This window comes from Sphingomonas sp. (assembly GCF_017304635.1).
Classification (GTDB): Bacteria; Pseudomonadota; Alphaproteobacteria; order Sphingomonadales; family Sphingomonadaceae; genus Sphingomonas.
The window spans coordinates 1,049,828-1,075,523 of sequence record NZ_JAFKMA010000001.1; the positions used below are offsets into that span (position 1 = coordinate 1,049,828).

General features: G+C 68.6%; 30 protein-coding genes and 1 other RNA gene. 10 read left to right on the forward strand and 21 right to left on the reverse strand.

From position 1 onward, the window contains the following. The first annotated feature begins 85 nt into the window (after window positions 1–85). Together J0I47_RS05300 and J0I47_RS05305 are read left to right on the forward strand one after the other, a co-directional pair. Window positions 86–250, forward strand: coding sequence for a Flp family type IVb pilin (locus J0I47_RS05300; RefSeq protein ID WP_294045396.1), 165 nt, complete (start codon window positions 86–88; stop codon window positions 248–250). Between the two features lie 188 nt (window positions 251–438). Continuing rightward, window positions 439–606 carry a Flp family type IVb pilin gene (locus tag J0I47_RS05305; protein ID WP_294045398.1) on the forward strand — a complete coding sequence of 56 codons (168 nt, stop codon included), beginning with the start codon at window positions 439–441 and terminating at the stop codon, window positions 604–606. Between the two features lie 112 nt (window positions 607–718). Here the strand turns inward: J0I47_RS05305 and J0I47_RS05310 are convergent, their stop codons facing one another. The 3 genes from J0I47_RS05310 to J0I47_RS05320 all read right to left on the reverse strand — a co-directional run bounded on the left by J0I47_RS05310 (window position 719) and on the right by J0I47_RS05320 (window position 4,521). Further along, complete coding sequence (locus tag J0I47_RS05310; RefSeq protein ID WP_294045400.1) at window positions 719–1,666, reverse strand: acetyl-CoA carboxylase carboxyltransferase subunit alpha; 948 nt, start codon at window positions 1,664–1,666, stop codon at window positions 719–721. Window positions 1,667–1,786: 120 nt separating this feature from the next. After that, complete coding sequence (locus J0I47_RS05315; RefSeq protein ID WP_294045401.1) at window positions 1,787–2,701, reverse strand: tyrosine-type recombinase/integrase; 915 nt, start codon at window positions 2,699–2,701, stop codon at window positions 1,787–1,789. After that, window positions 2,698–4,521 carry a hypothetical protein gene (locus tag J0I47_RS05320; RefSeq protein WP_294045402.1) on the reverse strand — a complete coding sequence of 608 codons (1,824 nt, stop codon included), beginning with the start codon at window positions 4,519–4,521 and terminating at the stop codon, window positions 2,698–2,700. Before J0I47_RS05320 ends, J0I47_RS05315 begins: the two co-directional genes overlap by 4 nt. Window positions 4,522–4,729: 208 nt before the next feature. Between J0I47_RS05320 and J0I47_RS05325 the strand changes: the two genes are divergently transcribed. Together J0I47_RS05325 and aroB are read left to right on the forward strand one after the other, a co-directional pair. Then, complete coding sequence (locus J0I47_RS05325) at window positions 4,730–5,269, forward strand: shikimate kinase (protein ID WP_294045878.1); 540 nt, start codon at window positions 4,730–4,732, stop codon at window positions 5,267–5,269. After that, a complete protein-coding gene (gene aroB, locus J0I47_RS05330; RefSeq protein WP_294045403.1) occupies window positions 5,266–6,360 on the forward strand; it encodes a 3-dehydroquinate synthase in 1,095 nt (364 codons plus the stop codon). Before J0I47_RS05325 ends, aroB begins: the two co-directional genes overlap by 4 nt. On the opposite strand, the gene J0I47_RS05335 is transcribed toward aroB, so the two are convergent. From J0I47_RS05335 to radA, 6 genes are all read right to left on the reverse strand, one after another. Further along, complete coding sequence (locus tag J0I47_RS05335; RefSeq protein ID WP_294045405.1) at window positions 6,357–6,686, reverse strand: DUF423 domain-containing protein; 330 nt, start codon at window positions 6,684–6,686, stop codon at window positions 6,357–6,359. The genes aroB and J0I47_RS05335 overlap by 4 nt on opposite strands. After that, window positions 6,683–7,066, reverse strand: coding sequence for a diacylglycerol kinase (locus tag J0I47_RS05340; protein WP_294045406.1), 384 nt, complete (start codon window positions 7,064–7,066; stop codon window positions 6,683–6,685). The genes J0I47_RS05335 and J0I47_RS05340 overlap by 4 nt, the downstream gene beginning before the upstream one ends. Beyond that, entirely contained in the window at window positions 7,063–8,859 is a 1,797-nt protein-coding gene (locus J0I47_RS05345; protein WP_294045407.1) for a monovalent cation:proton antiporter-2 (CPA2) family protein, read from the reverse strand. The genes J0I47_RS05340 and J0I47_RS05345 overlap by 4 nt, the downstream gene beginning before the upstream one ends. After that, the gene (locus J0I47_RS05350) at window positions 8,859–9,290 is read right to left on the reverse strand and encodes an iron-sulfur cluster assembly scaffold protein (RefSeq protein ID WP_294045409.1); all 432 of its coding nucleotides are present in this window, start codon (window positions 9,288–9,290) and stop codon (window positions 8,859–8,861) included. The genes J0I47_RS05345 and J0I47_RS05350 overlap by 1 nt, the downstream gene beginning before the upstream one ends. Before the next feature lie 82 nt (window positions 9,291–9,372). Further along, window positions 9,373–10,017 (reverse strand): CvpA family protein, encoded by a 645-nt coding sequence (locus J0I47_RS05355; RefSeq protein WP_294045411.1) that lies wholly within the window; start codon window positions 10,015–10,017, stop codon window positions 9,373–9,375. A gap of 12 nt (window positions 10,018–10,029) precedes the next feature. Beyond that, entirely contained in the window at window positions 10,030–11,397 is a 1,368-nt protein-coding gene (gene radA, locus J0I47_RS05360) for a DNA repair protein RadA (RefSeq protein WP_294045413.1), read from the reverse strand. A gap of 86 nt (window positions 11,398–11,483) precedes the next feature. Here radA and J0I47_RS05365 point away from each other — a divergent pair, with 86 nt between their 5' ends. Further along, complete coding sequence (locus J0I47_RS05365) at window positions 11,484–11,903, forward strand: diguanylate cyclase (protein WP_294045414.1); 420 nt, start codon at window positions 11,484–11,486, stop codon at window positions 11,901–11,903. Between the two features lie 4 nt (window positions 11,904–11,907). Here J0I47_RS05365 and J0I47_RS05370 read toward each other — a convergent pair whose 3' ends face one another. Next, entirely contained in the window at window positions 11,908–12,609 is a 702-nt protein-coding gene (locus tag J0I47_RS05370) for a glutathione S-transferase C-terminal domain-containing protein (protein ID WP_294045415.1), read from the reverse strand. Between the two features lie 47 nt (window positions 12,610–12,656). Here J0I47_RS05370 and J0I47_RS05375 point away from each other — a divergent pair, with 47 nt between their 5' ends. Continuing rightward, the gene (locus J0I47_RS05375; protein WP_294045416.1) at window positions 12,657–13,367 is read left to right on the forward strand and encodes an SDR family NAD(P)-dependent oxidoreductase; all 711 of its coding nucleotides are present in this window, start codon (window positions 12,657–12,659) and stop codon (window positions 13,365–13,367) included. 59 nt (window positions 13,368–13,426) lie between these two features. Further along, the gene (locus J0I47_RS05380) at window positions 13,427–14,578 is read left to right on the forward strand and encodes a glycosyltransferase family 1 protein (protein ID WP_294045417.1); all 1,152 of its coding nucleotides are present in this window, start codon (window positions 13,427–13,429) and stop codon (window positions 14,576–14,578) included. Here J0I47_RS05380 and J0I47_RS05385 read toward each other — a convergent pair. The 11 genes from J0I47_RS05385 to J0I47_RS05435 all read right to left on the reverse strand — a co-directional run bounded on the left by J0I47_RS05385 (window position 14,545) and on the right by J0I47_RS05435 (window position 23,091). After that, window positions 14,545–14,883, reverse strand: coding sequence for a (2Fe-2S) ferredoxin domain-containing protein (locus tag J0I47_RS05385; protein WP_294045880.1), 339 nt, complete (start codon window positions 14,881–14,883; stop codon window positions 14,545–14,547). The genes J0I47_RS05380 and J0I47_RS05385 overlap by 34 nt on opposite strands. Before the next feature lie 14 nt (window positions 14,884–14,897). Continuing rightward, window positions 14,898–15,437 (reverse strand): J domain-containing protein, encoded by a 540-nt coding sequence (locus J0I47_RS05390; RefSeq protein WP_294045419.1) that lies wholly within the window; start codon window positions 15,435–15,437, stop codon window positions 14,898–14,900. A gap of 217 nt (window positions 15,438–15,654) precedes the next feature. Next, an RNA gene (rnpB, locus tag J0I47_RS05395) (RNase P RNA component class A) lies at window positions 15,655–16,041 on the reverse strand. A gap of 45 nt (window positions 16,042–16,086) precedes the next feature. Beyond that, window positions 16,087–16,455: a hypothetical protein gene (locus J0I47_RS05400; protein ID WP_294045420.1), complete on the reverse strand. Its 369-nt coding sequence runs from the start codon at window positions 16,453–16,455 to the stop codon at window positions 16,087–16,089. Beyond that, window positions 16,456–17,145 (reverse strand): N-acetylmuramoyl-L-alanine amidase, encoded by a 690-nt coding sequence (locus J0I47_RS05405; RefSeq protein ID WP_294045421.1) that lies wholly within the window; start codon window positions 17,143–17,145, stop codon window positions 16,456–16,458. A 47-nt stretch (window positions 17,146–17,192) separates the two neighbouring features. Continuing rightward, window positions 17,193–18,008: a CheR family methyltransferase gene (locus J0I47_RS05410; protein WP_294045423.1), complete on the reverse strand. Its 816-nt coding sequence runs from the start codon at window positions 18,006–18,008 to the stop codon at window positions 17,193–17,195. Next, window positions 18,002–19,057: a chemotaxis protein CheB gene (locus tag J0I47_RS05415; protein WP_294045425.1), complete on the reverse strand. Its 1,056-nt coding sequence runs from the start codon at window positions 19,055–19,057 to the stop codon at window positions 18,002–18,004. Before J0I47_RS05415 ends, J0I47_RS05410 begins: the two co-directional genes overlap by 7 nt. Window positions 19,058–19,079: 22 nt before the next feature. Beyond that, a complete protein-coding gene (locus J0I47_RS05420) occupies window positions 19,080–19,445 on the reverse strand; it encodes a response regulator (RefSeq protein WP_294045426.1) in 366 nt (121 codons plus the stop codon). A gap of 62 nt (window positions 19,446–19,507) precedes the next feature. After that, a complete protein-coding gene (locus J0I47_RS05425) occupies window positions 19,508–19,957 on the reverse strand; it encodes a chemotaxis protein CheW (protein WP_294045427.1) in 450 nt (149 codons plus the stop codon). Beyond that, on the reverse strand, window positions 19,954–22,266 hold the full coding sequence (locus J0I47_RS05430; protein WP_294045428.1) for an ATP-binding protein: 2,313 nt from the start codon (window positions 22,264–22,266) through the stop codon (window positions 19,954–19,956). Before J0I47_RS05430 ends, J0I47_RS05425 begins: the two co-directional genes overlap by 4 nt. A gap of 180 nt (window positions 22,267–22,446) precedes the next feature. Next, window positions 22,447–23,091, reverse strand: a complete 645-nt coding sequence (locus tag J0I47_RS05435) for a histidine phosphotransferase family protein (RefSeq protein WP_294045430.1) — start codon at window positions 23,089–23,091, stop codon at window positions 22,447–22,449. Between the two features lie 113 nt (window positions 23,092–23,204). On the opposite strand from J0I47_RS05435, the gene J0I47_RS05440 reads away from it, so the two are divergent. From J0I47_RS05440 to J0I47_RS05450, 3 genes are all read left to right on the forward strand, one after another. Further along, the gene (locus tag J0I47_RS05440) at window positions 23,205–24,155 is read left to right on the forward strand and encodes an RluA family pseudouridine synthase (RefSeq protein WP_294045431.1); all 951 of its coding nucleotides are present in this window, start codon (window positions 23,205–23,207) and stop codon (window positions 24,153–24,155) included. Between the two features lie 65 nt (window positions 24,156–24,220). Next, window positions 24,221–25,123 (forward strand): RNA polymerase sigma factor RpoH, encoded by a 903-nt coding sequence (rpoH, locus tag J0I47_RS05445; protein ID WP_294045433.1) that lies wholly within the window; start codon window positions 24,221–24,223, stop codon window positions 25,121–25,123. 76 nt (window positions 25,124–25,199) lie between these two features. After that, the gene (locus tag J0I47_RS05450) at window positions 25,200–25,679 is read left to right on the forward strand and encodes a hypothetical protein (protein WP_294045434.1); all 480 of its coding nucleotides are present in this window, start codon (window positions 25,200–25,202) and stop codon (window positions 25,677–25,679) included. The last annotated feature ends 17 nt before the right edge of the window (window positions 25,680–25,696 follow it).

Below are 25,696 nucleotides of genomic sequence, written 5' to 3' on the forward strand. Positions count from 1 at the left end.
GTTTCCTTATAGGCATTTCGTTAATCCTCCCGAGGTACGCCGATAGTCGGGATCGGGAGATGTGGCAGCCATGCCATGGAAATCTATGCTTAGCCGCCTGTGGTCGTGTCGTCGCGCCGCGACTGCGATCGAATACGGGCTGATCGTCGCGTTGATCGTGATAGCGATGATCGGCGCGCTGCAATTCTTCGCCAATACCAACACCGGCATCTGGAACAACGTGTCCAGCAAGGTGCAAGCTGCCAGCTAGGGCGACTTGTCGCCGCGATCGTTTCGGATGCGCACCGATCCGCCGTAGCTTGGCGAAGGGACGTGGCGAGGGATCCCGCCCTTAAGACTTTCTCAACCCGCGAGGCTTAATGATTCGGGCTGCTGGTTCGGGGGGCATCTTCCGGTCCAGCCGGGTGACTGAAGTTCGAACTCACTGGAGACCGGAAAATGAAGACCATTCGCAAGTTTGTCGGCAACAAGAAGGGCGCGACCGCCATCGAGTACGGCCTGATCGCCGCGCTGATCGCCGTCGCCGCGATCGCCGCGATGCAGGGCCTCGGCAACAAGCTGCAGACCACGTTTAACAACGTGTCGTCGAACATGAAGGCCACCTAGGCTTTACGCCTTTTGGCCAAGAAGGCGGTGGGACTTCGGTTCCGCCGCCTTTTTCGATTCCAGCACAGCTGAAATGAGACGGTACCGGTTCTCGCCGTGAGGCGAGCCGAATCTAAATCCGCCCCATCTCCAGAAACTTGTCGCGACGGTCGCGCTTCAGCTGATCCGGCGACAAATTGTGCAGGCTGGCGAGCGAGCTTTCCATCGCGTCGCCCAGTGCGGAGATCGCCGCATCCGGATCGCGATGCGCGCCGCCCAGCGGCTCGTTCACGATCGTGTCGATCACGCCCAGCCGTTTCAAATCCTGCGCCGTGATCTTCATCGCGTCCGCCGCCTCGGACGCCTTGTCGGCGGTGCGCCACAGGATCGAGGCCGAGCCTTCGGGCGAGATCACCGAATAGACGGCGTGCTCGAACATCAGCACGCGGTTGCCCGCCGCCAGCGCGATCGCGCCGCCCGAGCCGCCCTCGCCGACCACTGCCGCGATCATCGGCACTTTCAGTTTCAGGCACGCTTCGGTCGAGCGCGCGATCGCCTCGGCCTGGCCGCGCTCCTCCGCCTGCACGCCGGGGAACGCGCCTGACGTGTCGACCAGCGTCAGCACCGGCAAGCCGAAGCGGTCGGCCAGTTCCATCAGCCGGATCGCCTTGCGATACCCCTCCGGCTTGCCCATGCCGAAATTGTGGCGGAGCCGGCTGGCGGTGTCGTCGCCCTTTTCGTGGCCGATCACCATCACACGGCGACCGCGAAACGTCGCGAAGCCGCCCAGGATCGCCTGATCGTCGGCGAAAGCGCGGTCGCCCGCCAACGGCATGAACTCCTCGAACAACCCGGCGACGTAGTTCTTGAAGTGCGGCCGGTCGGGATGCCGCGCGACCTGCGTCTTCTGCCACGGCGACAGCTTGGCATAGGTCGTCTTGAGCAGCGCATCGGACTTGGCCTGCAACCGCGCGACATCGGCGTCGATGTCGATCGCACCGTCGGCCGCCGTCTCGCGCAGTTCGTCGATCCGCCCCTGCAATTCGGCGATCGGCTTTTCGAAATCCAGGAAAGTTGCCATGCGTGCTTGTTATCCGTCCGACGACGGCGGCACCAGCCCGCTCCCCCACCCGACCTCCCAACGGCAGTATCATCTGGGAGGTCGGGTGGGGTAGCGGGCTGGTGCCGCGATCCAACGCGCCTAAGCCCGCCGCTTTACCTCGTCAACGAGCGGGTGGCGGGTGTTGACCAGCTCGACCAGCCGTTTGGCATCGACATGGGTGTAGATCTCGGTGGTGGCGATGTCGGCATGGCCCAGCATCGCTTGCAATGCGCGCAGGTCGGCGCCGCCCTCCAACAGATGCGTGGCGAAAGCGTGGCGCAGCACGTGTGGGCTGACGCGATCCGGCGGGATGCCGGCCTTCGCCGCCAGCGCCTTGACGAGCTGATAAAGCCGCACCCGCGACAGATGCTTGCGGCCCGAAGGGAACAGCCACGCACGATCGCTCGCGACGTGCGTGCGCCACACCGCTACCGCCGCGCGGGCACGGTCGGAGATCGGCACCAACCGCTCCCGCCCGCCCTTGCCGCACAGGATCAGGTACGGCCGATCGACCTGGATCGCGTTGCGCGGGAGCGAGACGAGCTCGGTCGCGCGCAGTCCGGAGCCGTAGAGCAGTTCGATCAACGCCGCGATGCGGAGGTCGTTGGGGTTGGGCGGTACGTGCGCCAGCCGCTCAGCGATGGCGGCGAACAGGCGATCGACATCGGCATGGCTCAGCACCTTGGGCAGGCCGCGCTGCGCGCCGGGTCGCGGCAATGCTACACCGGGATCGTCGGCCCGATGCCCCTCGTCCGCCAGGAAAGCGAAGAAGCGCCGCAGCGCCGCCGACTTGCGCGCGACGGTGGCGCGCGACAGTGTGGCCCACTCCCCGCCGAGCCGCGTCAGAGCGGCCGCATCCGCTGCCGCCAGCCGCCCGCCCAGCGCCGCCGACGCCAGCCGCAAGTCGCTAGCATAAGCCGCCACCGTGTTGCCGGCGGCTCCGGCGGTCGCGGTCAGCATCTCCAGAAAGCGCTCGATCAGCGCAGTGTCGTCGAGGCCGCCGGCGGCGCTCAAGCGCGCGTCACCGCCTCGGTCGCCACCATTCGCGCCATCGCGCCCAACCCGACGACGCGGAGCGCGTTGACGATATGGAACAGCCCCTGCGCGGGTACCGCGCGCCAGTCGTTGGTCTGCATGCCGGTCGCGCACAGGATCAACACTTCGCCCGGGCGCCCTTCGGCGGCGGCGCGGTCGATCGCTTTGGTCCAGGCATTCTCTCCCGCGACATCGACGCCATAGCTCTGCGCGACGGACGCATCGAGCCGGCCGAGCCCGGCCAACCCCGCCGCGAACATCCGTTGCTTGCGCGCATCGCTGCCGAACGCGCCGACATCGCTGCTCGAGTAGCGTTGCTGGCTCTCCGGATCGGACAGCGCGATCAGCGCCCAGCCCAGGCTCCCGCGCCCGACGCTTCCACGCCATTCCGCCGCGCGGCCGTCGAACCCGGCGCTCAGCATCGCGGCGATCAGCGTGTCGCTGTCGTCGGTCTTGTCGGCCAGCGGGATGCGCGATGCGGCGCGCGCGGTCAGGACGTAGCGGCCGTAATGCGCCGCCTCGCCGGCATCGGCACCCTTCCACAATGTCCGCAGCGCGTCGAGCCGGCCATCGCGCGAATTCGCGACATAGGCGTTGCGCACGTCGTTTGCGACGGCGTTGGCGGTGACGCCGGTCTCGTCGCCGGCATCGACCGCACCGTACAGATCGACCAAAGCCGCGTTCGACAGCACGCCCTGCGCCGCCGCCAGTTCCGCGAACGGCGCGCGTGCGACCGGGGTCAGCCGCGGCGACAGCGCGCGCCAGTACGCGACCTGCGGCCCCAGCCCCGCAAACAGCTCGTCGGGGATCGTCTCGCCCAGCGCCGTCGCCAGGCCGTAGCGCCACATCGTCAGGCTCGGCACGCTTTGCCACTCGATCGTGATGTCCTGGCGGTTGCTCGCGCGCCCGGCGATCTTCTGCGCGAGCAACAGGTCGACCCCGCCCGCGATTCGTTTCGCCTGGTTCATCAGCGGCGGCGCGGTGGTCGGCGACGAGCCAAGCCCCGCGCACATCGCGCGTGCCAGCACCCAGCTGGGATCGTCGGTCACGGTGACGGCGGTCGTCGCCAGCGGGCACATCGCGCCGATATCGCCGGTCGCCAGCGCCGCCTGCATCGCCACATCGTACAGCCGCGGCGAGTAATTGTCGGGATCGACCGCCTGCACGATCGCGCGCGCCAGATCCGATTCGCCCATCCGCAGCAACAGCCATGCACGCTCCGCGGCGAAATCGGCGCCGCCCACGTTGCGCGGCGTCGCGAGCGGCTGCGCGAGCATCCGCCGCAGCGCGATCGACACCCAACGCGAGGCGACCGGCGCGCGCGTCGCCTGCATCAATCCGGCGATATAGCGGCCATCCGCGCTGCCGAACGCGGCCGGGTTCATCATCCGATCGGGCGGCACGATGCCGATCAGGTCGAGCGAGCGGCGCGACCCGGCGGGCAGCACGTAATGCACCGGCCCCGCCGCCGGCTGGCCGATCGGCAGTCCGGTCAGCGGATCGGTCGCGACCGGCGACGGCGTCGCACTGGGCAGCGGCGTCGACGTGGCAGCGAGCGGCGTGCCGGGCACGGTCGCCGGACTCGCGGGCGTGGCGCTCGCGGTCGCCACCGGTACGGGTCGGCTGGGCGTCGCACGCGGGCGGCTCGGCGTCGGCGCGCTGGTCGGCTGGTCGAACCCGGGCGGCAGGATCGATTCGGGCTTCTGCTGGCCCAGCGCCGGCCAGCCCGCGATCAGTCCGCCGCCGCCGAGCGCGACCGCCAGCGCTATGCCCGCGCGATCAGCCCTGAAGATTCGCAAGCGACACCGGCTGCTCGACGCGGGTCTGCGGCTTTTCGTGCGCGCGCGACGACAGCAGGAACAACGCCCCGATCAGCACCACCACGACCACCCCTGCGACAACGACCATCCGCGACATGCACCAAACCTCTACCAAATCAGGGTCTTTTCAGACCATGCGCTCATCGCTTGTGCGCAAGCGCCGGGTGCGCTGTATAGCGCCTTCGTCATGTTGCAAAGCGCCCTCTCTCCGCGTGCCTGGACGGGCAAGCCGATCGTGCTGGTCGGGTTGATGGGCGTGGGCAAGTCCACGGTCGGCCGCCGGCTGGCGGCGCGGCTCAAGCTGCCGTTCGTCGATGCCGATACCGAGATCGAGACGGCCGCCGGCATGAGCGTCAGCGAGATCTTCGAGAAATTCGGCGAGCCGTATTTCCGCGACGGTGAACGGCGGGTGATCGCGCGGCTGGTCGATGGCACGCCCAAGGTCATCGCGACCGGCGGCGGCGCGTTCGTCAACGACGAGACGCGCGCGCTGATCCTGGCGCAGGCGATCGCGGTCTGGCTCGATGCCTCGCCCAGGGTGCTGGCCGAGCGCGTGCGGCGGCGGGACACCCGGCCGCTGCTGCGCGGGCGCGACCCGCACGCGGTGCTCAGCGACCTCGCCGCCAAGCGCAATCCGCTCTACGCCCAGGCGCCGATCCGTATCGCCAGCGACCAGGCACCCCACGAAACCGCGGTCTCCGCCATTCTGAAAGCCATCGGACTTTGAAACGTATCGACGTGTCGCTCGGTGAGCGGTCCTATCCGATCCTGATCGAACGCGAGTTGCTGGCGGATGCCGCGACCCATCTCGGTCCGCTGGCGCGCGGGCGGTCGATGGCGATCGTCGCGGACGCCAACGTGACGCCGCATCTGGAACGGTTGCAGGGCGCGCTCGGCGCCGCGGGGATCGCCAGCGAGGCGATCGTGCTGCCGTCGGGCGAATCGACCAAGAGTTGGGAGCATCTCGCGTCGCTCACCGACCGCCTGCTCGCGCACGGGGTGGAGCGCGGCGATTGCGTCGTCGCGCTGGGCGGCGGCGTGATCGGCGACCTGGTCGGGTTCGCCGCGTCGATCCTCAAGCGCGGCTGCGGGTTCGTGCAGGTGCCGACGACGTTGCTCGCGCAGGTCGACAGTTCGGTCGGCGGCAAGACCGCGATCAACACGCCCGCCGGCAAGAATCTGGTCGGCGCGTTCCACCAGCCCAATCTGGTGCTGATCGACCCGCAGGTGCTCGACACGCTGCCGCCGCGCGAATTGCGCGCCGGTTATGCCGAGGTCGTCAAATACGGGCTGATCGACGATGTCGCCTTTTTTGAATGGTGCGAGGCGAACGGCGCGGCACTGCTGGCGGGCGATGCCGAAGCGCGCGAATACGCCATCGCCCATTCGGTCGCCGCCAAGGCGCGGATCGTCGGCGAGGACGAGCGCGAGACCAGCGGCCGCCGCGCCCTCCTTAACCTCGGCCATACCTTCGGCCACGCACTGGAGGCGGAGGCGGGTTTCTCGGACAAGCTGCTCCACGGCGAAGCGGTCGCCGCCGGCATGGCGCTCGCCTTCGCCTATTCGGCTCGACGCGTTCTCTGCCTAGGCCGGGACGCGGAGCGCGTCGCCGCCCACCTCCGCGCGGTCGGCCTGCCCGACAGCTTCGCCGCCGCGGGCATCACTGCTAGCGGCACGACCCTGGTCGACCATATGCGCCATGACAAGAAGATGGATGCCGGCACCCTGCCCTTCCTCCTCGCCCGCGGCATCGGCCAGACCTTCGTCGATCATTCGGTGGATCTGACGGACGTCGCGAGCTTTCTCGACGATCGCTAGCCCCGCACGCTCCACGCCAGCCACAACCACCCCGCGATCAGCATCGCACCGCCGATCGGCGTCACCGCGCCCAGCCAGCGTGGCGCGCCGAGCGCCATCGCGTAGAGCGTGATCGCGAAGATCGCGCCGCCGGCGACGAACAGCCAGGCCGGCCCGCGCGTCTCCATCCGGAGCGCGATCAGCGCGGCGACGGCATGCACGAGTTGATACTGCCCGCCGGTCTTCAGCCACTCCGCCGCCTGCCCGCTCGCGCCATGCGCCCCGAACGCCCCCGCCGCGACCGCCAGTGCGCCGGACAGCCCCGCCAGAATCGCCAGAACATTCATCGGACGGCACCCCATTCGCGTAGCACGGCCGGCCCGCGATCGACCATCAGCGCGCCAGCCGTCACCACCGCCGCTGCGCTGATTGCGAGTACGGCACCGGCGACCATGTCCTTCGCCGCCTTGATCTCGTCGTGCAGGCCGGGATGCAGCAGGTCGATCACGGCTTCGATCGCGCTGTTCAGCAGTTCGAGCGCGAGCACCAGCGCCACCAGGATCGCGACGTTCGCCCACCAAGCCGGTGCCGGCCGCAATATGAGCAGCGCGACCAGCGCTCCGATGCCGGTCAGCGTCTGGGCGCGAAAGCTGCGTTCGCGCCGCCAGCCGGCTCGCCACCCGGCCAGTGCAAAGCCGAGCCGCTCACGGAATCGCCGGTTCTTCACGGCTCCTGTCCCCGTCCGACGTCAGTGGCCGTGTCGCGGCTGGTCGCGGCGCCCAGCGCTTCGCGTTCGTCGGCGGTGATGATGCGCTCGCGGGCGGCGCGCAGATCGCCGGCTTCGTATTGCGCGCGCAGGCGTTCCTTGTCGCGGGCGCGATACATATCCTCGGCGCGGTCGATCTGTTCGTGGTCGACGTCGATCGCCTCGAGCGCCATGCGACCCATCTTGACCGCCGACTCCATGACTTCGCGGACCACGCCCGATACCGGCGAGCCCTTGAGCTTGATGAGCGCGCGACGATCATAGGTCCGCGCAAAGATCGCGGCCGCCGGGAACGCCTCGTGCACGCCCTCGATCAGATCACCGTCCAGCTGGTCGCCATCGATGCAGAAGAGGATGAGCTCGGCCTCATGCGCGCCGGCCTGGCGGAGCAGGTCGAGCCGGGTGCCGTCGCCGTAATAGACCTTCGCGCCGAATTCGCCGGCAATGTCGATCATCTCGATATCGGTGTCGATCAGCGTCACCGGCACGCCGGCCGCGATCAGCAGCTGCGCGACCGTCTGTCCGAACCGGCCATAGCCGATGATGAGAGCGTTGGCGCCGTCGGCGCGCGGCCCCTCGCGCTCGCCGGTCACTTCGGGTGCGCGGCGGATGCGCGCGGTCGCCATCATCAGGAACGGCGTCGTCGCCATCGACAGCGTGACGATCGCGGAGAACAGGCTGACCGCCGCCGGGTCGATCAGGTAGGCGCCCCGCGCCTGGGCGAAGATGACGAACCCGAACTCGCCGCCCTGACTGAGCAACAGCCCTAGCGCGAGCGCGGCGCGCCAATTCATCCGGAACGCGAGGCCGATCACCATGACGACCGCCGCCTTCACCGCGATCAAGGTCGCCGCCATGCCGATCACGAACACCGGCCGCTCGGCGATGACGTGGAGGTCGAGCATCATGCCGACCGCCAGGAAGAACAGCCCGAGCAGGATCGAGCGGAACGGCTCGACATCGGCCTCCAGCTCGTGGCGATAGGGCGAATCGGCCAGCATCACGCCGGCGACGAACGCGCCCAGCGCGGTCGACAGATGGAGATATTCCATCAACGCCGCCGCCGCGATCACGGTGAACAATGCGGCGAAGATGAACATCTCGCGCTCGCCGAGATTGCCGATCACGCGGAACAGCGGGCGCAGCAGATAGCGTCCCGCCAGCACCAGCCCGACCACCGCCGCGACCGTATAGGCGAACAGCAGGAACCCCGACGGCCCCTGCTTGTCCGCCGCATTGCGCGACAGGATCGTGACGAGCGTGATGAGCGGGACGATCGACAGGTCCTGGAACAGCAGGATCGCGAACGCGCGCTCGCCGAACGGGGTGCGTAGTCGCCCGGCCGATTGCAGCATCGGCAGCACCTGCGCGGTCGACGACAGCGCGAGCGGGAAGCCGAGCACCACCGCCGCCTGCCACGAAAAACCCACCGCGACGTGCAGGATCGCCGAGATCGCCGCGCCGCACGCCATCACTTGGAGCGCGCCGAGCGCGAAGATGTCCTGCTTCATCTTCCACAGGCGCGAGGGATTGAGTTCGAGCCCGACGATGAACAACAGGAGGGTGATGCCGAGCTCGGCGACACCGATCTTGCCCTCGGCGTCACCGATCAGGTGCAGTGCCTGCGGCCCGATCACCGCGCCGGCGACGAGATAGCCCAGCGTGGCCCCCAGCCCGAGGCGACGGAACAGGAGCACGAAGACGAGCCCGGCGCCGAGCATGACGACGCCGTCGCGAAGCATCGATTCGCCCATCAGGCGGCGGCTCGAGTCGATGCGGCGGCGGCGGCCTCCGCTCCCGCCTCGAACGCCAGGCGGATCGAGGGGTGGCGGGCGGTGACGGCGAGGGCGGGCGTGAACACGTCGATCCCCGGCCAGTCGGGCATCGCGCCCTCCCCGGCCAGCCACGCGGTCAGCGAGTCACGCGCCGCCGCCAGTTCCGCCGGGGTGCGCCCCACCGCATGCGCGGCGAACAGCGACGAGGATGCCTGGCCGAGCGCACAGGCGCGGACCAACATGCCGAGCGCATCGATGCGGCCATCCGCCATCGCGACATCGACCGTCACCCGGCTGCCGCAGATCGGCGAGCGCTTCTCGCTGGTCGCCATCGCCTCGGTCAATCGCTCGTGATGGGGGATCGTCGCCGCCAGCCGCAGGATGTCGGTGTTGTAGAGCGGCGCGTTCATCGCTGCGGCATGTAGGGCAGGAGACGGCAAAGCGCGACCCCCTCCCATACCGCCGTGCTCCTGCGAACGCGGGAGCCCAGGGTTACTCGGCGTGACGCTTCCGGCTCTGCGCTTCTGATTTCGTAGGAGAACGGGTAGGTTTGGGCGTCGGCTCCGCGTCTGCAGCGGTCGCGGCGGTCTCGTTGCTCGTCGCATAGCTCGCATTGTCACTACCGAACATCGACCGGCCGGCCCGGCGCTTGCCGATCACGTCGGCGACATAGGCGCTGGTCGAATTAAGCAGCGGATAGGTCCGCGCATGCGTCAGCCACGCCGGGCGCTGGCGCGGGCCGCCGCCTGCCGTATCGGTCACCAGCACCAGCAGCAGGAAGGCGAGGCTCGCGAGGATCAGGCCCTTGAGCGCGCCGAACCCAAACCCCATCGCGCGGTCGAGCGGCCCCAGGATCGACGCCTTCGTCCGGCGCCCCATCGCGCGGGCGAACAGCCGCCCGCCGAACCACGCCGCCCCGGCGATCAGCGCGAACGCCAGCACCGCCGCCCCGGTCGGCGTCGCGACCATGCCGGCCAGCGCCTGCGTCAGCGGCGCGTGGAGCAGCTTGAGCGCGAACACCACCAGCACCCAGGCGAACAGCGCCAGCACCTCGTGGACGAAGCCACGCCACGCCCCTAGCACCGCCGCCGCCGCGACGCCGAGCAGGACGAGGATGTCGAGCGTGTGCAGATTCATCGATTGGAGGAGCTAGCCGCGCCCCAGCATGTGGTCAACGAGGCTGCCGAGCGTACGGAAGCCGCTGACCCGCATGCCGTCGCCGGTCAGGCCCGCGGGACCCAGCGCGCGCTCGAACCCCAATTTCGCCGCTTCCTTCAGCCGCAACGCCGCGTGGGCGACCGGGCGCACTTCGCCCGACAACGCGATCTCGCCGAACGCGACGGCATCCGCCGGCACCGGCCGCTCGCTGAGCGCCGAGATCAAAGCCGCCGCCACCGCCAGATCGGCGGCCGGATCCTGCACGCGATAGCCGCCGGCGATGTTGAGATAGACTTCGCAGGTCGAGAAGCTGAGCCCGCACCGCGCCTCCAGCACCGCCAGGATCATCGCCAGCCGCCCGCTGTCCCAGCCGACCACCGCCCGCCGCGGGGTCGCGCCCGACGCCAGCCGCACGACCAGCGCCTGCACCTCGACCAGCACCGGCCGCGTTCCCTCCAGCGCCGGGAACACCGTCGTGCCGGTCACGCCCTCCTCGCGATGCGTCAGGAACAGCGCCGAGGGGTTGGCGACTTCGCTCAGCCCCGCCGTCTCCATCGCGAACACGCCGATCTCGTCGGTGCCGCCGAAGCGGTTCTTGATCGCGCGCAGGATGCGATATTGGTGGCTGCGTTCGCCCTCGAAGCTCAGCACGGTGTCGACCATATGCTCCAGCACGCGCGGACCGGCGATCGTGCCGTCCTTGGTGACGTGGCCGACCAGCACCAGCGCGGTGCCGCGCTCCTTGGCGAAGCGGATCAATTCCTGCGCCGACGCGCGAACCTGGCTGACCGTGCCGGGCGCTCCCTCGATCAGGTCGGAATGCATCGTCTGGATCGAATCGATCACCAGCAGCGCGGGCGGTCGCCCCTGACCCAGCGTCGTCAGGATATCGCGCACGCTGGTCGCCGCCGCCAGCTGCACCGGCGCCTCGCCCAGCCCCAGCCGCCGCGCCCGCAACCGCACCTGATCGGCGGCTTCCTCGCCCGAGACATAGGCGACCGACTGCCCGCCCAGCGCCATCCTCGCCGCCGCCTGGAGCAACAGGGTCGACTTGCCGATCCCCGGATCGCCGCCGATCAGCGTCGCCGACCCCTCGACGAACCCGCCGCCCAGCGCGCGGTCGAGCTCGGCAATCCCGCTCGCCAGCCGCGCCGGCAGCGCGACCTCGGCATCCAGCCCGACCAGCGAGATCGCGCGCCCCCCGCCCTGCAGGTTGTGCTTGGCCTGGAACGGCGTGACCACCGCGCCGGCCTCCTCGACCAACGTATTCCATTCCGAACAATCGACGCACTGCCCCTGCCAGCGATGGCTGACCGAGCCGCACGATTGGCAGACATAGCGCTTCTGGGGTTTGGCCATGAGCGCGCAAATATCAGCGGAACGAGACGGGAACAAGCACTGCCGCGTCAACGCTTCGGCAACTCGCGCCGAGTTATACGGACGACATGCTACCCACCGAGCCCCTGCCGCTTCACCATAGCTGGCCGCTCGACGCTCCGGCCGGGGGGATGGCGCAGGGGATGTCGTTCGATCCGGGTCGTCTGCCTGACGCCAGCGGTCGGTGGCAGTGCGATCTGGCGAGCGACACGCTGATCTGGGACGCGACGGTTCGGGCACTGTTCGGCCTGCCGCCCGGCACGGCACCGACACGCGACTATGCCCTGCGCTGTTACGCGGAAGACTCGCGGGCGGCGATGGAGCGCCTGCGTGCGCATGCGATCAGGCATCGTCGCGGCTTTACCCTCGACGTCGAGATCGGCCCACCCGCTTGCGCGCGACAATGGGTCCGCCTGATGGCGATGCCGATCCTGGACGGCGGCCGCGTCGTCGCGCTGGCAGGCGTGAAGCGGCGGCTGGACGCCTGAGCCCTCACTCGGCGCAGACGGCAAGTCCGCGCTGCACCGCCGGCCGCGCCAAGCCACGCTCCAACCAAGCCTGGACGTTCTTGAAGGCATCGAATCCCACGATGTCGCCGGCGCCGTAGAAGCCGGTCAGGTTGCGCACCATGCCGAGCATCGAGATGTCGGCGATGCTGAAGTCGTCGCCCAGAAACCACGTCCGCCCGTCGAGCTGCCGGTCCATCACGCCGAGCAGCCGCTTCGCCTCCGCAACGTAGCGGTCGCGCGATTGCGGCTCGTTCCAGTCTTTGCCTGCGAACTTCACGTAGAAGCCGACCTGGCCGAACATCGGGCCGACGCCGCCCATCTGGAACATCAGCCACTGGATCGCACGCCACCGCCCGGCGGGATCTGACGGAATGAACCGCCCGGTCTTGTCGGCGAGATAGAGCAGGATCGCGCCGCTTTCGAAGAGCGCCAGCGGCTGGCCGCCCGGTCCGTCGGGGTCGAGGATCGCCGGGATCTTGCCGTTGGGGTTGAGGCTCAGGAATTCGGGCGACTTCTGCTCGTCCTTCGCGAAATCGACCTTGTGCGCTTCGTACGGCAACCCGGTTTCCTCGAGCATGATCGACACCTTGACGCCGTTGGGTGTCGGCAGGCCGTAATATTGCAGCCGGTCGGGATGCTGCGCGGGCCATTTGCGGGTGATGGGAAATGTCGAGAGGTCGGTCATCGATGGGCTCCTTTCGGATGCGGGACGCGCTCGCTATGGCGCGGGGCATGGTGGACAAGCAACGATCGGCGGTGGTGATCGGTGCCGGCGGCGCGATCGGTGCGGCGCTGGCGGAGGTGATCGCGGAGGAGGATACCTTCGCGACCGTCCACCGTTTCGCGCGCTCGGCAAGCGGGGCGGCGCACCTCGACCTCGACGACGAATCGAGTATCGCGAGTGCGGTCGCGCATGTCGCAGGCGGCCCGCCGCCGACGCTGGTGATCGTCGCGACCGGCCTGCTGCATGACGACGCGGGGAACGGTCCGGAAAAAGCGTTGCGCGACCTCGACCCGGCCTGGCTTGCCCGCACGTTCGCGGTGAACGCGATCGGGCCGGCGATCGTCGCCAAGCATTTCCTGCCGCTGATGCCGCGCGGCGAACGCACCGTGTTCGCTGCTTTGTCGGCGCGGGTCGGCAGCATCACCGACAACCGGCTGGGCGGGTGGTATGGCTATCGCGCGGCGAAGGCGGCGCTCAACCAGCTCATCCGCACGATCGCGATCGAGGATCGCCGCCGCAACGAACGCGGGATCGTCGTCGGGCTACACCCCGGTACGGTCGACACGCCGCTGTCGCGCCCGTTCCAGGGCAATGTCGCGCCCGGCCAGCTATTCGCGCCCGATCGCGCGGCGGTACAATTGCTCGACGTGATCGACGGCCTCCGCCCGGCCGATAGCGGCAAGCTGTTCGCGTGGGACGGCGTCGAGATCGCGCCCTGATCCCGCGCGCGTAACGATGCGATAGGCAAGCGCGACGCGGCCCGCTATGGCGCGTGACCATGCAACCCGGGGATCTTCGCGTCGCGCTGTTTTCGGGCAACTACAATTACGTCCGCGACGGGGCGAACCAGGCGCTCAACAAGCTGGTCGGGCATCTGTTGTCGCGCGGGGTCACCGTCCGGGTCTATTCGCCGACGACGAACACGCCGGCTTTCCCACCGGTCGGCGATCTGGTCAGCGTCCCCGGCCTGCCGGTCCCGGGTGGGCGCGAGGAATACAAGTTCGCCATCGGCCTGCCGAGAAAGACGCGCAAGGATCTGGAGGGGTTCGCGCCCAATATCGTGCATCTGTCCGCGCCCGAATTTCTCTGCCACGGCGCGCTGAAATGGGCGCGCCGCAACGACGTCGCGGCGTTCGCCTCCTTCCACACGCGCCTGGAAACCTATCCGGCCTATTATCATCTCGGTTTCCTGGAAAAGCCGCTGACGCGCCTGTTCGCCCGGTTCTACAACCGGACCGAGCAAGTGGTGGTGCCGGCACCGTCGTCCGAGGAATTGCTGCGGCAATGGGGCGTCACCGCGCCGATCGACATCTGGTCGCGCGGGGTCGATCATCAGCGTTTCCATCCGCGCCAGCGCAGCCTGGACTGGCGCCGGTCGCTCGGCATCGGCGACGACGAAGTGGCGATCGGCTTTCTCGGCCGGCTGGTGCTGGAAAAGGGCCTCGACATCTTCGCCGACGTGGTGACGCGATTGAGCGAGCGTGGCGTCAAGCACCGTGTGATGGTGATCGGCGAAGGACCCGCGCGCGACTGGTTCGCCGACCGCGTGCCACAGGCGGTCTTCACCGGCTTCCAGTCGGGTGACGCGCTCGGCCGCGCGGTCGCGTCGATGGACGTGTTCTTCAACCCCAGCGTGACCGAGACGTTCGGCAACGTAACCGCGGAAGCGATGGCGGCCGGCGTACCGGTGGTCGCCGCGCGCGCGACCGGCGCGGTCGACCTGGTCAGCGACGGCGTGACCGGCTTCCTGGTGCCGCCGCGCGACGTCGACGCCTATGCCGACGCGATCGCCCGGCTGGCGCAGAACGACGAACTCCGCCGCCGGGCCGGGCTGGCCGGGCACGCCGCCGCCGAGCAGTACGAATGGGAGCCGGTCAACGAGACCGTGCTGCAGAACTATTTGTCGTTGATCGCTCGCCGCGGCGGCTGATCGCTCGCGCCGAGCCCGAGGTCGCGGCCGAGCGCCGCGATATCCGCACCCACCGGCACGACGCGCCACATATCGGGATGCGCGGTGTCGATCAGCGTCACGGCGTTGCGCGGGCAAATGCCGAGGCATCGCGTCTCGATCACCCCGAACGGCGCCTTGCGGCCCTTCTTGAGCCCGAATGCCTTGCGCAGCGCCTTGGCGAGCGACCAGCGCCGTTTCGGCCCGAACCCGCCGTCGAGCTTTTTCGAGCATTTGCCGCACACCAGCACCGCGCCGTTCCACCGACTGGCGACGCCGCGTCCCAGTCCGCCGATCGGCGTTACGCGGTCGGCTTCCACGTCCGCTCTTCCTCGGCGACGCGCAGCACGTCGTAGGCAGCTTGGATCGCCTGGAACCGTTTGGCGGCGTCGGCGTCGCCGGGGCGCACGTCAGGGTGGCATTCCTTGGCGAGCTTGCGCCACGCGCTGCGGACTTCGTCGAAGCTCGCATCGGGGTCGAGCTCGAACAGTTCGAGCGCGCGCATCTCGTCGCGCGAGCGGCTACCGTCGCCGGGGCCGGCCCACGCATTGTGCTTCGACTGGGCATAGCCGTTGGCGGTACGCGTCTCGTCCGCCTCACGCGCGGCGGCTTCCTCGGCGGTCAAGCCCTCGAAATAATTCCAGCCGCGATTGTATTCGGCGGCATGCTCCTGGCAGAAATACCAGCGGTCCGGGCTGTTGGGCGATTTCGGCGCGGGACAGTCGCCCTTTTCCTCGCAGCCGTGGCGGTCGCAGATACGCACCCGCGCCGCTTCGCGCGACGAACCGTATCCGCCCCAGCGGGGAAAGCCCCAATTGTCCGAACGGGTCGCGCGCGCCATCCGGGGGCATCTAGGCGGCAAGGCGGGGATTTGCCACCCGTGGGAAGGTAGTCGCGGCAATTTCGAGGATCGTATTCCTGCGAAGGCAGGAATCCATGGTCGCGAGCGATGCGGCCCGTGGCTCTGGGCTCCCGCCTTCGCGGGAGCATGGTGCGCGTGGGAACCGGCGCGGCGCTGCCGCGCGACCGGGATTAGCTTTCGCTAATCCCGGCGCACGAGCGCCACAGGATCTATAAGCCGGGTTCTGTCCTCCCCCGGACCATCATCCGGGGGATGGGCGACCATTCCTCTAGGACGACGCTCGCACGCCGCCTCCAGCAACCAACCCGGGCGACGAGCTGAAACGAAGCCCATGCGCCGCCCCTATTCGGTCTTGCTCCCGGTGGGGTTTGCCGTGCCGCGACCGTTACCGGCCCCGCGGTGCGCTCTTACCGCACCCTTTCAGCCTTACCGTGTCCGAAGACGTTGGCGGTCTACTCTCTGTGGCACTTTCCCTGGGCCAAAAATCGCTTTCTGGCCCGGCGGGCGTTACCCGCCACCGTCGTTTCGCGGAGCCCGGACTTTCCTCGCGTGCTTGCGCACCCGCGGCCGCCCGATCCTCTGGCCGTCACCTTGTATAGCCGTCTGCTCAATTGTCCAATATTGACAGCTAGATCCAATTGCCCGTCACCTGCATTGCCGCAACGAAGGTCGCGCCCATCGTCAGGCCAAGCATCGCAATCGCGATCGATGCTCCAAAAATGCGACGGTCTTTCATGAGGAGCGGCATGACCACGATCATCGCTGCACTAATCAACAGCAGAGAACACAAAAAGAAAACGACGATCGACGCGGGATGCAGATCGCCCGGCCGCACGCGAAAAAGCCATCCCAACCCAAGGGCGACCAACGGCGGCACAATCGGTGCAGCCGCCCACGCCCGGCCTCGGCCCAATCGAAAGCTGCTCCATGGAAAGGTCGCTGACGCAGTACCCACGCCAATCACGAATAGAATCGGGATCAACAGCAGCGGGTCCATTCACTCATCCCCCTGCGGCTTTGGCAACAGCAGCGCCAGCAGCAGGCTACGGCATTCGCCGTCGATCTCGCCGTCGATCAGTTCGGGGCGGAAGCGGCGCTGGAAGGCGACGACGGCGGCGAGCCGGTCGGTGACGTCGTAGCCGAACCGTTCGAGCGCAAGCAAGAAGCCGGCGTCGCTCCACAACGGGTCCATCAGATTGCGCGTCGGTCGCGGCATCGCCAGCCGGAGCCGCGCGAGCTTCCCCCAGGGAAAGCGCTCGCCCGGGTCCTGCTTGCGGGTCGGCGCGATATCCGAATGGCCGACGATGTTGCCCCGGGTGATGCCGTGGCGGTCCTTGATCGCCTGCATCAGCGGGACCAGCGCGTCGATCTGCGCGTCCGGAAAGTCGCGATAGCCGTATTCGTGCCCCGGATTGACCAGTTCGATCCCGATCGAGGCCGAGTTGACGTCGGTGATCCCCCGCCAGTGCGACGCTCCGGCGTGCCAGGCGCGCTGGTCCTCCGGCACGAGCGCGTGGACGGCGCCGTCCTCATCGATCAGGTAATGCGCGGACACTTGGGCCACCGGATCGGTCAGCCGCGCGATCGCCGCCGCGGCGCTTTCCATGCCCGTATAATGCAGCACGATCATCGTGACCGGCAGCTGCCGCTCGTTGAAATTGGGCGACGGGGTCTCGACGATGCTCACGAGGCCGAGGATTGCGGCGAACTGCGGCGAAAGTAAACCTGAAGCAATCAGGCCGCCGCAGCGGCGCTCCAGTTGGGCTCGTACAGGCCGCGATAGCGGCTGCTCGGGCGGAACGCCTCGCTATAGCCGATCACGGTCTCGCCCGCGCCCAGCACCAGCACGCCATCGGGCCGCAACACTTGCGCCAGCCGTTCCAGCACCGCGCGGCGCAACTCCGGCGCGAAGTAGAACAGCACGTTGCGGCACAGGATGACGTCGAACCGCCCGATCGGCAGCGGATCGCCGACCAGGTTCATGCGGCGGAACGCGATATTTCGCACCAGTTCCGGATGCGCGACCCAATCATTGTCGACCTGATCGAACCAGCGCACCATCCGCCGCACCGGCAGGCCACGCTGGATCTCGAACTGGCTGTAGCGGCCGGCGCGGGCACGGCGGAGTGCCGCATCGGACACGTCGGTGGCGACGATCTCCGGTACCGGGCCCTCGCCTTCCGCGAACATCATGGCCAGGCTGAGCGGCTCCTGCCCGGTCGAACAGCCCGCCGACCAGATGCGCGGGCGGCGTTCGGCGGAGACCGTGCGGACCGCTTCGGCGACGAGGTCGAACACCGCGGCGTCACGGAAGAACGAGCTTTCCTGGTTGAGCAGTTCGTCGATCACCCGGTCGGCGATCGCACTGTCGGGTGCGCGATGGACGGCGTCGGCCAGCGCGTCCAGGTCGCGGTGGCCGGTGTCGCGCGCAACGACCTGGAGCGCGGTCTCGATCCGCCAGGCGCGGCTGCTGCCGACCTGTTGCCCGGTGCGCGCCTCCAGCACGTTCAGCAGGCGTTCAATCGCGCCGGGCGGCAAGGCGTTCAGCATGACGGCCGGCGCCGGCCCGCCATCAGCGCGCCTATCCTGTCGGGGGGCAGGATCGCTGCGCCGGGACAGGACTGGACCGCGGCGCCCGGCATGCCCCAGATCACCGACGACGCGCGATCCTGCACGACGACGCTGCCGCCCGCCGCCGCCAGCGCCGCGGCACCGATCGCGCCGTCGCGACCCATGCCGCTCAGCACCACCGCGAGCCCGCGCGCGCCGTACACATCGGCCAGCGACTCGAGCATCGGATCGACCGACGGCAAGCATCCGCTCGCCGCCGGCGCGGTCGACAGCCGGATCGCGGCGCCGTCGCCCATCGAGACGATCCGCATGTGCGCGCGGCCGGGCGCGACAAGGATACGGCCGGGACGGATTCGCGAATGATCTTCGGCGACTTCGCAGGGCCGCCCGGCTAGCACCGCGACCTGCGCGGCGAAATACGGCATGAACGATTCGGGCAGGTGCTGGGTGATGAGCATCGGCAAACGGAACTCGGCGGGCAGCGCGCGGAGCAACTGGCTGAGCGCGTGGATGCCGCCGGTCGAGGCACCGATCGCGACCACATCGAAATCGTCCCCCGGCACCACCACCGTCGTCGGTGTCGGCGGCAGCGGCACCTCCTCGGCGGCGACCAGCCGGTTGAGGCGCTCATTGAGCAAGTCCGCGAACCGCCCGGCGAATGCGCCGACGGTCGGCTTGACCAAGGTATCGGCCGCCCCCAGCGCCAGCGCCTGCACGGTCGCCGCACCGCCGTCCGCCGCGCTGGACGAGACGATCAGGACGCGGGCTCCCTGCCCCGCCGCGATCAGGTCGGGCAGCGCGGTCAGCCCGTCGACGCCGGGCATCTCGATATCGAGCAGGATGACGTCGACGCGGTGGCGCGCCAGAAACGCCAGCGCCGCGTTCGCATCGGATACGGCGCCGGCGACGACGCAGCGGTCGCCACTGTCGATCGCGCGCGCCATCACCGCGCGCGCGACCGCCGAATCATCGACGATCAGGACCGAGCGTGGTTGGTCGGGATCCGGGGAAGGCGCCTTGCTGGCCATGACGGCGCGGACCGAGTCCGGCTCAGGCCATGCCGACGATTTGCAGCTTCGATTCCAGCGCCTCGCGGTCGAACGGCTTCATGACATACTCGTCGGCGCCCGCCTCGATCGCGGCACGGATATAGGCCATGCCGTTCTCGGTCGTGCAGAACACCACCTTGGGCCGGCTGGCGAGCGCGGTCTCGCGTAGCGCGCGCAGGAAATCCATGCCGCTCATGACCGGCATGTTCCAGTCGAGCAGGATGACGTCGGGCGTGCTGGCGATGCAGGCGTCGAGCGCTTCGCGGCCGTCAGCGGCCTCGCGGACGTCGAAATCGAGCGTTTCGAGGATGTGGCGGGCGACCTTGCGGATCACCTTCGAGTCATCGACTACCAGACACGTCTTCATCACCCAACAACCCCTTTACCCGACCCGTTTTCGGGCGATCCCCGCGTGTTAACGCGAAACCGTTAATTGACCGTCATCGTGGCGGCACCGACACCCGGTCCGGCGACCAGCGCGGCGAGGTCGATCGCCAGGATCGGCTCGCCGTCGCGTTCCACTTCGCCGCAACCGGCGCTGCGCCAGCCGTTGTCGAGCGCGATCCCCGGGGTCAGCGGCGCGACCGCGAACGGCGCGACATCCTCCAGCGCATCGACCAACACGGCATAGTGATGCCCGTCGATCACCGTGATGACCGCGCGGTCGCCGACGATCCCCGCCGCGCGCAGCCCGAGCGCGGCATGCGCGTCGATCACCGTCACCACGCGGCTGCGCAGGGCGGCGAGCCCGCGAATGTGCGGCGCCACGCGCGGCGTCGGCGTCACCCGGCCGATATCGACCACCGATTCGACCTGCGCCGAATCGATCGCGACGCCACGTCCGGCAATCGTCGCGATCAGGAAAAGCCGTTCGTTCATGCCGCTGCCCCCACTCGCTCGGCGACCGCGGCGAGCAGCCCCGCGCGATCGTATCGATAGACGGATCCGCGCGCGGTGCGATCGTTGCTCAGCCGCACGACGCGGGCATCGCCGCCCTCCGCCGCCGTTGTCAGGATCACCGCGGGCTGCTCGCCGGCCGCGCTCGTCGCGACACGATACCCCGCGCTTTCGAGCACCGGAGTCAGGAACGTCGCGAGCCACGCATCCGCCGCGCAATCGAGCAGGCAGAGCGGCGCCGCGCTCGTCGCGCCATCCGCCGCCTCGATCCCGAGCAGCCATTGCGGATCGATCAGTTCGACCTGATCGTCGTCCAGCGTGATGACGCCCAGGATCGGCCCCGGCGCCGCGACGGGCGCGATGTCGGCTGGCATCGCCACGATGTCGAGCGGCTCGGCGATCGCGTAAGCGACCTCGGCCGCGCCGTCCTTGATCCGCAGCACCGCGAATTCCGCGCCGCCGGGCAGGTCGCCCAGTGCCGCAAGCGGCAGGATGCGGCCGTCCGCGAGCAGGCGCCAGCGCCCGCCGGTCAGCGCCGCGGCATCGCGCGCCACGGTCTCGACGCGATCGATGATCGCCAGCGGGATCGCGCGGCGGCGCCCGTCGAGATCGGCGAACAACAGGGCGTCGACCACCGGCATCGCGCTCGCGGCGGCCTCGTCGACGTCACGCGCCGTCTCAGTCTCGAACGCGATTCCGGCGGCTTCGGCGATTCCGCCGCAATCGAGCAGCAGCATCGGCGACCCGCTGTCAGGCAGGGTCTGCCCGGCATAGATGCCCGCCGCCATCACGGCCGGCGCCGCCGGCTTGATGACCAGTTCCTCGTGATCGAGCACCGAATCGACCGCGACGGCGAAGCTGCCCCCGCTCGCGGTGATGATCGCCAGCATGTCGACCCGCGCCGGATCGGCCACGCTCAACGCCAGCAGCGCGCCGAGATCGACCAGCGGCATGCGGCGATCGCGCACCGTCACCGCGATGCTGTCGCCGATGCGATCGAGCCGGATCGAGCCGTCGCCGCCGGTCCCGCCGACATGGACGATCTCCTCGATCGCCTGACGCGTGACGGCGAAGCGCTGGCCGCCGACGCCGATCACGATCGCCGGGATGATCGACAGCGTCAGCGGCACGTGGATTTGGAGGCGCAAGCCCCGACCCGGATGGTTGGTGAGCTCGATCCGCCCGCCGATCTGCTCGACGTTCGCGCGGACCACGTCCATCCCGACGCCGCGGCCGGAAATCGCGGTGACCTCGGTCTTGGTCGAAAGGCCGGGTTCGAAGATCAGGTCGAGCTTGGCGCGCTCGCTCAGGGCGGCCAGGTCGCGGCCCCGCGTCTGGCCGGCGGCGGTCAGCTTGCGGACCAGCCGGTCGGTATCGATGCCGCGCCCGTCGTCGGCGACCTCGATGATGATCTGGTTGCCCGATTGCCGGGCGGAAACGGCGAGCCGGCCGCTCTCGCGCTTGCCGGCGGCGCGGCGTTCGTCGGGACTTTCGATGCCGTGGTCGATCGCGTTGCGGATGATGTGCACCATCGGGTCGCGCATCACCTCGATCATCTCGCGGTCGAGCTCGACATCGGCGCCATCGACGCTGAGCTGCACCGCCTTGCCGAGTTCGCCGGCGGTATCGCGCACGATCCGCGGCAGCGCCGAGAACAGGGCATCGACCTTCTGCATGCGCGTGCGGCTGACGGTGTCGCGCAGTTCGGCGACGGTCAGCGAGAGGCGATCGAGCGCCGCCTCCACCGCGGGGTCGGCGTCGCTGTCGCGCATCCGCCGCGCCAGTTCGTTGCGCGCCAGCACCATGTCGGACATGCCGCTCATCATGCGATCGAGCAGGTCGGTCGACAGGCGGACGCTGCGCTGGACGCCGCGCCCGGCGGGCGCCACGATCGCGACGGGGCTCGCGAGTTCGACCGGATCGGCGCTGCCGTCGAGCGCGGCGATCAGCAAGTCCTCGCCGGCATCGTCCAGCGCGGCCCCGGCATCGATCGCCTCGACCAGCGCGCCGATGCGATCGACGATCGCCAGCACCGCATTGACGAGCATCGGGTCGGGCACGCGCTCGCCCGAGCGGACCGCTGACAGCACGTCCTCAGCGGCATGGCTCAGCCGTTCGAGCCGCGGCAGATCGAGGAACCCGCAGCTGCCCTTCACCGTGTGCACGAAACGGAAGATCGCGTCCAACCGCGCGCGATCGGCCGGATCGGCTTCCCACGCGATGATTTCCCCCGCGAGCGCTTCGAGCGTCTCGCGCGTCTCGGCAATGAATTCCTGGAGCAGGTCGTCCATGGGTCCCCGGGGCGTTGGCGCGCGGCGATCCATGGACCAGCACTGGTTAAATACTGCTTTACCGGGGGGTTACAGAGAACCCAATCCTGCCGTGCTCCTGCGCAAGCAGAAGCCCAGAGCCACCAACGATACCGCCTGAAATCCTGGACTCCTGCTTCCGCAGGAGTACGGAAGCGTTCGTTAACCCACCAGGATCGTCGCGCCGAACAGCAGCACCGGCGCGTCGGGCGGGGAGATCTGGATGCTGCCGCCGCCTTCGGTCACCAGCGAGTGGACGAGGTAGGCGGCCGCGCCGCGCGGGGTCACCACGTCGTCGTCGAGCTGGCCCATCAGCGTCGTGCGCAGTTCCTGGTCGAGCACCAGCCGCGATCCCTCGGCACGGACGACGATCTCGACGCGGCCCTCGGCCTGTTCCGCGCCGATGTCGAGCTGGCCGCCGCGAACCAGCGCATCGGCGGCGATCAGCGACAGGTTGAGCAGTACCTTCACCGCCGACTTGGGCAGCGCGCCGTCATCGACCATCCAGCCGATCGTCACCTTGCCGCCCTCACCGAACAGCCCCTCGATCGCCGCCTTCGCCTCGCGCGTGTCGACCGTCTCGCCGAAGCCGCCGGCCGCGCCGAACGCCAGGCGGAAGAATTTCAGCTTGTTGGCCGACGCTCGCGCGCTTTCGTTGAGCAGGTCGAGGCAGCGCTGGCGCATGTCCGGATCGTTCTCGTCCGCCAGCAGCTCGAGCCCGTTGTTGAGCGCGCCGACCGGCGACAGCAGGTCATGACACAGCCGCGAGCACAACAGGCTGGCGAAATCGACCGGGGAAATGGACATGGAGCGCGTTCCTTTGTTGCCCGCCTTCTGGCCAAGCCGCGACCAAGGTTCAAGCCGCGATTGCCGGGTGCACCACCTTGAAATCCAACGCCGCGACCCCATTTCAGACCTGAATGGGATCGGGGGTTTCCATCTTGCAGGCAGAGATCGCGGCGACCGCCGATGGCTGGCGCGTGGACCGCGCGCTGGCCGACGCGCTGCCCACCCTGTCGCGCGAGCGGCTGAAGGTGCTGATCGCCGGCGGGCAGGTTTCACGCCCCGACGGCGCACTGATGCGCGACCCTGCCAGGAAGGCGGTGGCGGGCGAGACCTACGCGGTCGCGGTGCCCGATCCGACTCCGGCGCATAACGAAGCGCAGGACATCCCGCTCGTCGTCGCGTTCGAGGACGAACATCTGATCGTGATCGACAAGCCCGCTGGCCTCGTCGTGCATCCGGCCGCGGGCAATCTCGACGGGACCTTGGTCAATGCCCTGCTCCACCATTGCGGCGGTTCCCTGAGCGGGATCGGCGGGGTGGCGCGGCCCGGCATCGTCCATCGCATCGACAAGGACACGTCGGGACTGATGGTCGCGGCCAAGACCGACCGCGCGCATGAGGGGCTGGCGAAGCAGTTCGCCGATCACTCGATCGACCGCCGCTACAAGGCGATCGTCGGCGGCCGCCCGATCCCGCCAACGGGCAGCGTCGATGCGCCGCTCGCGCGGAGCCCGCACGACCGCAAGAAGGTCGCGATCGTCAGGACCGGCAAGCGCGCCGTGACACATTACCGGATGCTGGAACCGCTCGCCGACGCCGCCTTGCTCGAATGCCGGCTCGAGACCGGGCGCACGCATCAGGTTCGCGTGCACATGGCATCGATCGGCCACGCCTTGCTGGGCGACCCCGTTTATGGTAGAACAAAACCGGCCCACAGGAAGGTTCTGGAAACCCTGAATTTCCGCCGTCAAGCCTTGCATGCCGCCCGGCTCGGGTTCATCCACCCGATATCCAAGCACGCTTTGTCGTTCGACAGCGACATGCCTGCCGACATGCAGGAACTCTTCGTACACCTCGCTCATTGATTTTTTTGCAGCGCGGCATGTCGCCTCTTCTGGGGCATGCCGGCTGGACTAAGGGAGACACGATCATGGCAAACCGCAGCAACGTCCCGGCGACGATACCTGCCCTCGGCGGCGAGGCGAGCCTCAACCGCTACCTGGCCGAGATCAAGAAATTCCCGATCCTGACGCCCGAGCAGGAATATATGCTCGCCAAACGGTTCGAGGAGCATGGCGACACCGACGCCGCGCACCAGCTGGTGACGTCGCACCTGCGCCTCGTCGCCAAGATCGCGATGGGCTATCGCGGCTATGGCCTGCCCGTCAGCGAGCTTATCAGCGAGGGCAATATCGGCCTGATGCAGGGCGTGAAGAAGTTCGAGGCCGATCGCGGCTTCCGCCTCGCGACCTATGCGATGTGGTGGATCCGCGCGTCGATCCAGGAATTCATCCTGCGTTCGTGGAGCCTGGTGAAGATGGGCACCACCGCCGCGCAGAAGAAACTGTTCTTCAACCTGCGCCGGATGAAGTCGAAGCTCGACGCGTTCGAGGACGGCGACCTTTCTCCGGAGAACCTCGCCAAGATCGCCAAGGACCTGGGCGTGACCCAGGACGAGGTCACCAGCATGAACCGCCGCATGGCGATGGGCGGCGACACGTCGCTCAACGTCTCGATGCGCGAGGACGGCGAGGGCCAGTGGCAGGACTGGCTGGTCGACGATGCGCCGTTGCAGGACAAGGTCGTCGCCGACACGCAGGAGGCGGACGTCCGCCACAGCCTGTTGATGGAGGCGATGGACGACCTCAACGACCGCGAGAAGCATATCCTGACCGAGCGTCGCCTGACCGACGATCCCAAGACGCTCGAGGAACTGAGCCAGGTCTATGGCGTGTCGCGTGAGCGCGTCCGCCAGATCGAGGTGCGCGCGTTCGAGAAACTGCAGAAGGTGATGATGCGGCTGGCCGGCGAAAAGCGCCTGATCGCCGCATGATAGGATGCGCGGCGGCGGTGGACATGCCCCGCCGCGCTGGCTAGCCTTCGCGACGGGGCGAGCCGAGGAAACGACCATGTGGCGCTATGTGAAGATTCCGCTGGTGGTCGCCTTGCTGGCGTTCGTGCTGCCGTGGCTGTCGATCTCGCTGTTCGGGCAGCATCTCCTGTCGGCGACCGGCTGGCAGTTGGCGAGCGGGCATGCGCAGGCGCAAGTCGGCGATCTCACCGTCCGGAGCAGCGGCGATCAGATCAATTATTACATGACGGTCGCTCTCGCCTTGACCGCCGCCGCGCTGATCGCGTCGTTTCTCCGCCGAAGCGTCGCGGTCGTCGTGGCGATCCTGTCGGTGCTGGCGATGGCGCTGATCTGGGCGGGATCGAACCAGTATAACCAGTCGCGGATCGATGCGGCGGCGGCAAAGGCCGGCGGCATCTTCGGGTCGCTTGCCGCAACCGGCGTGCAGGTCGAATGGCAGATCGGTTACTGGGTGGCGCTGATCGCGCTCGCCATCGCCGCGGTCGTAGCATTCCTGGCGATCCGCGACCCTTCGTGATCGCGTGAGCTACGACG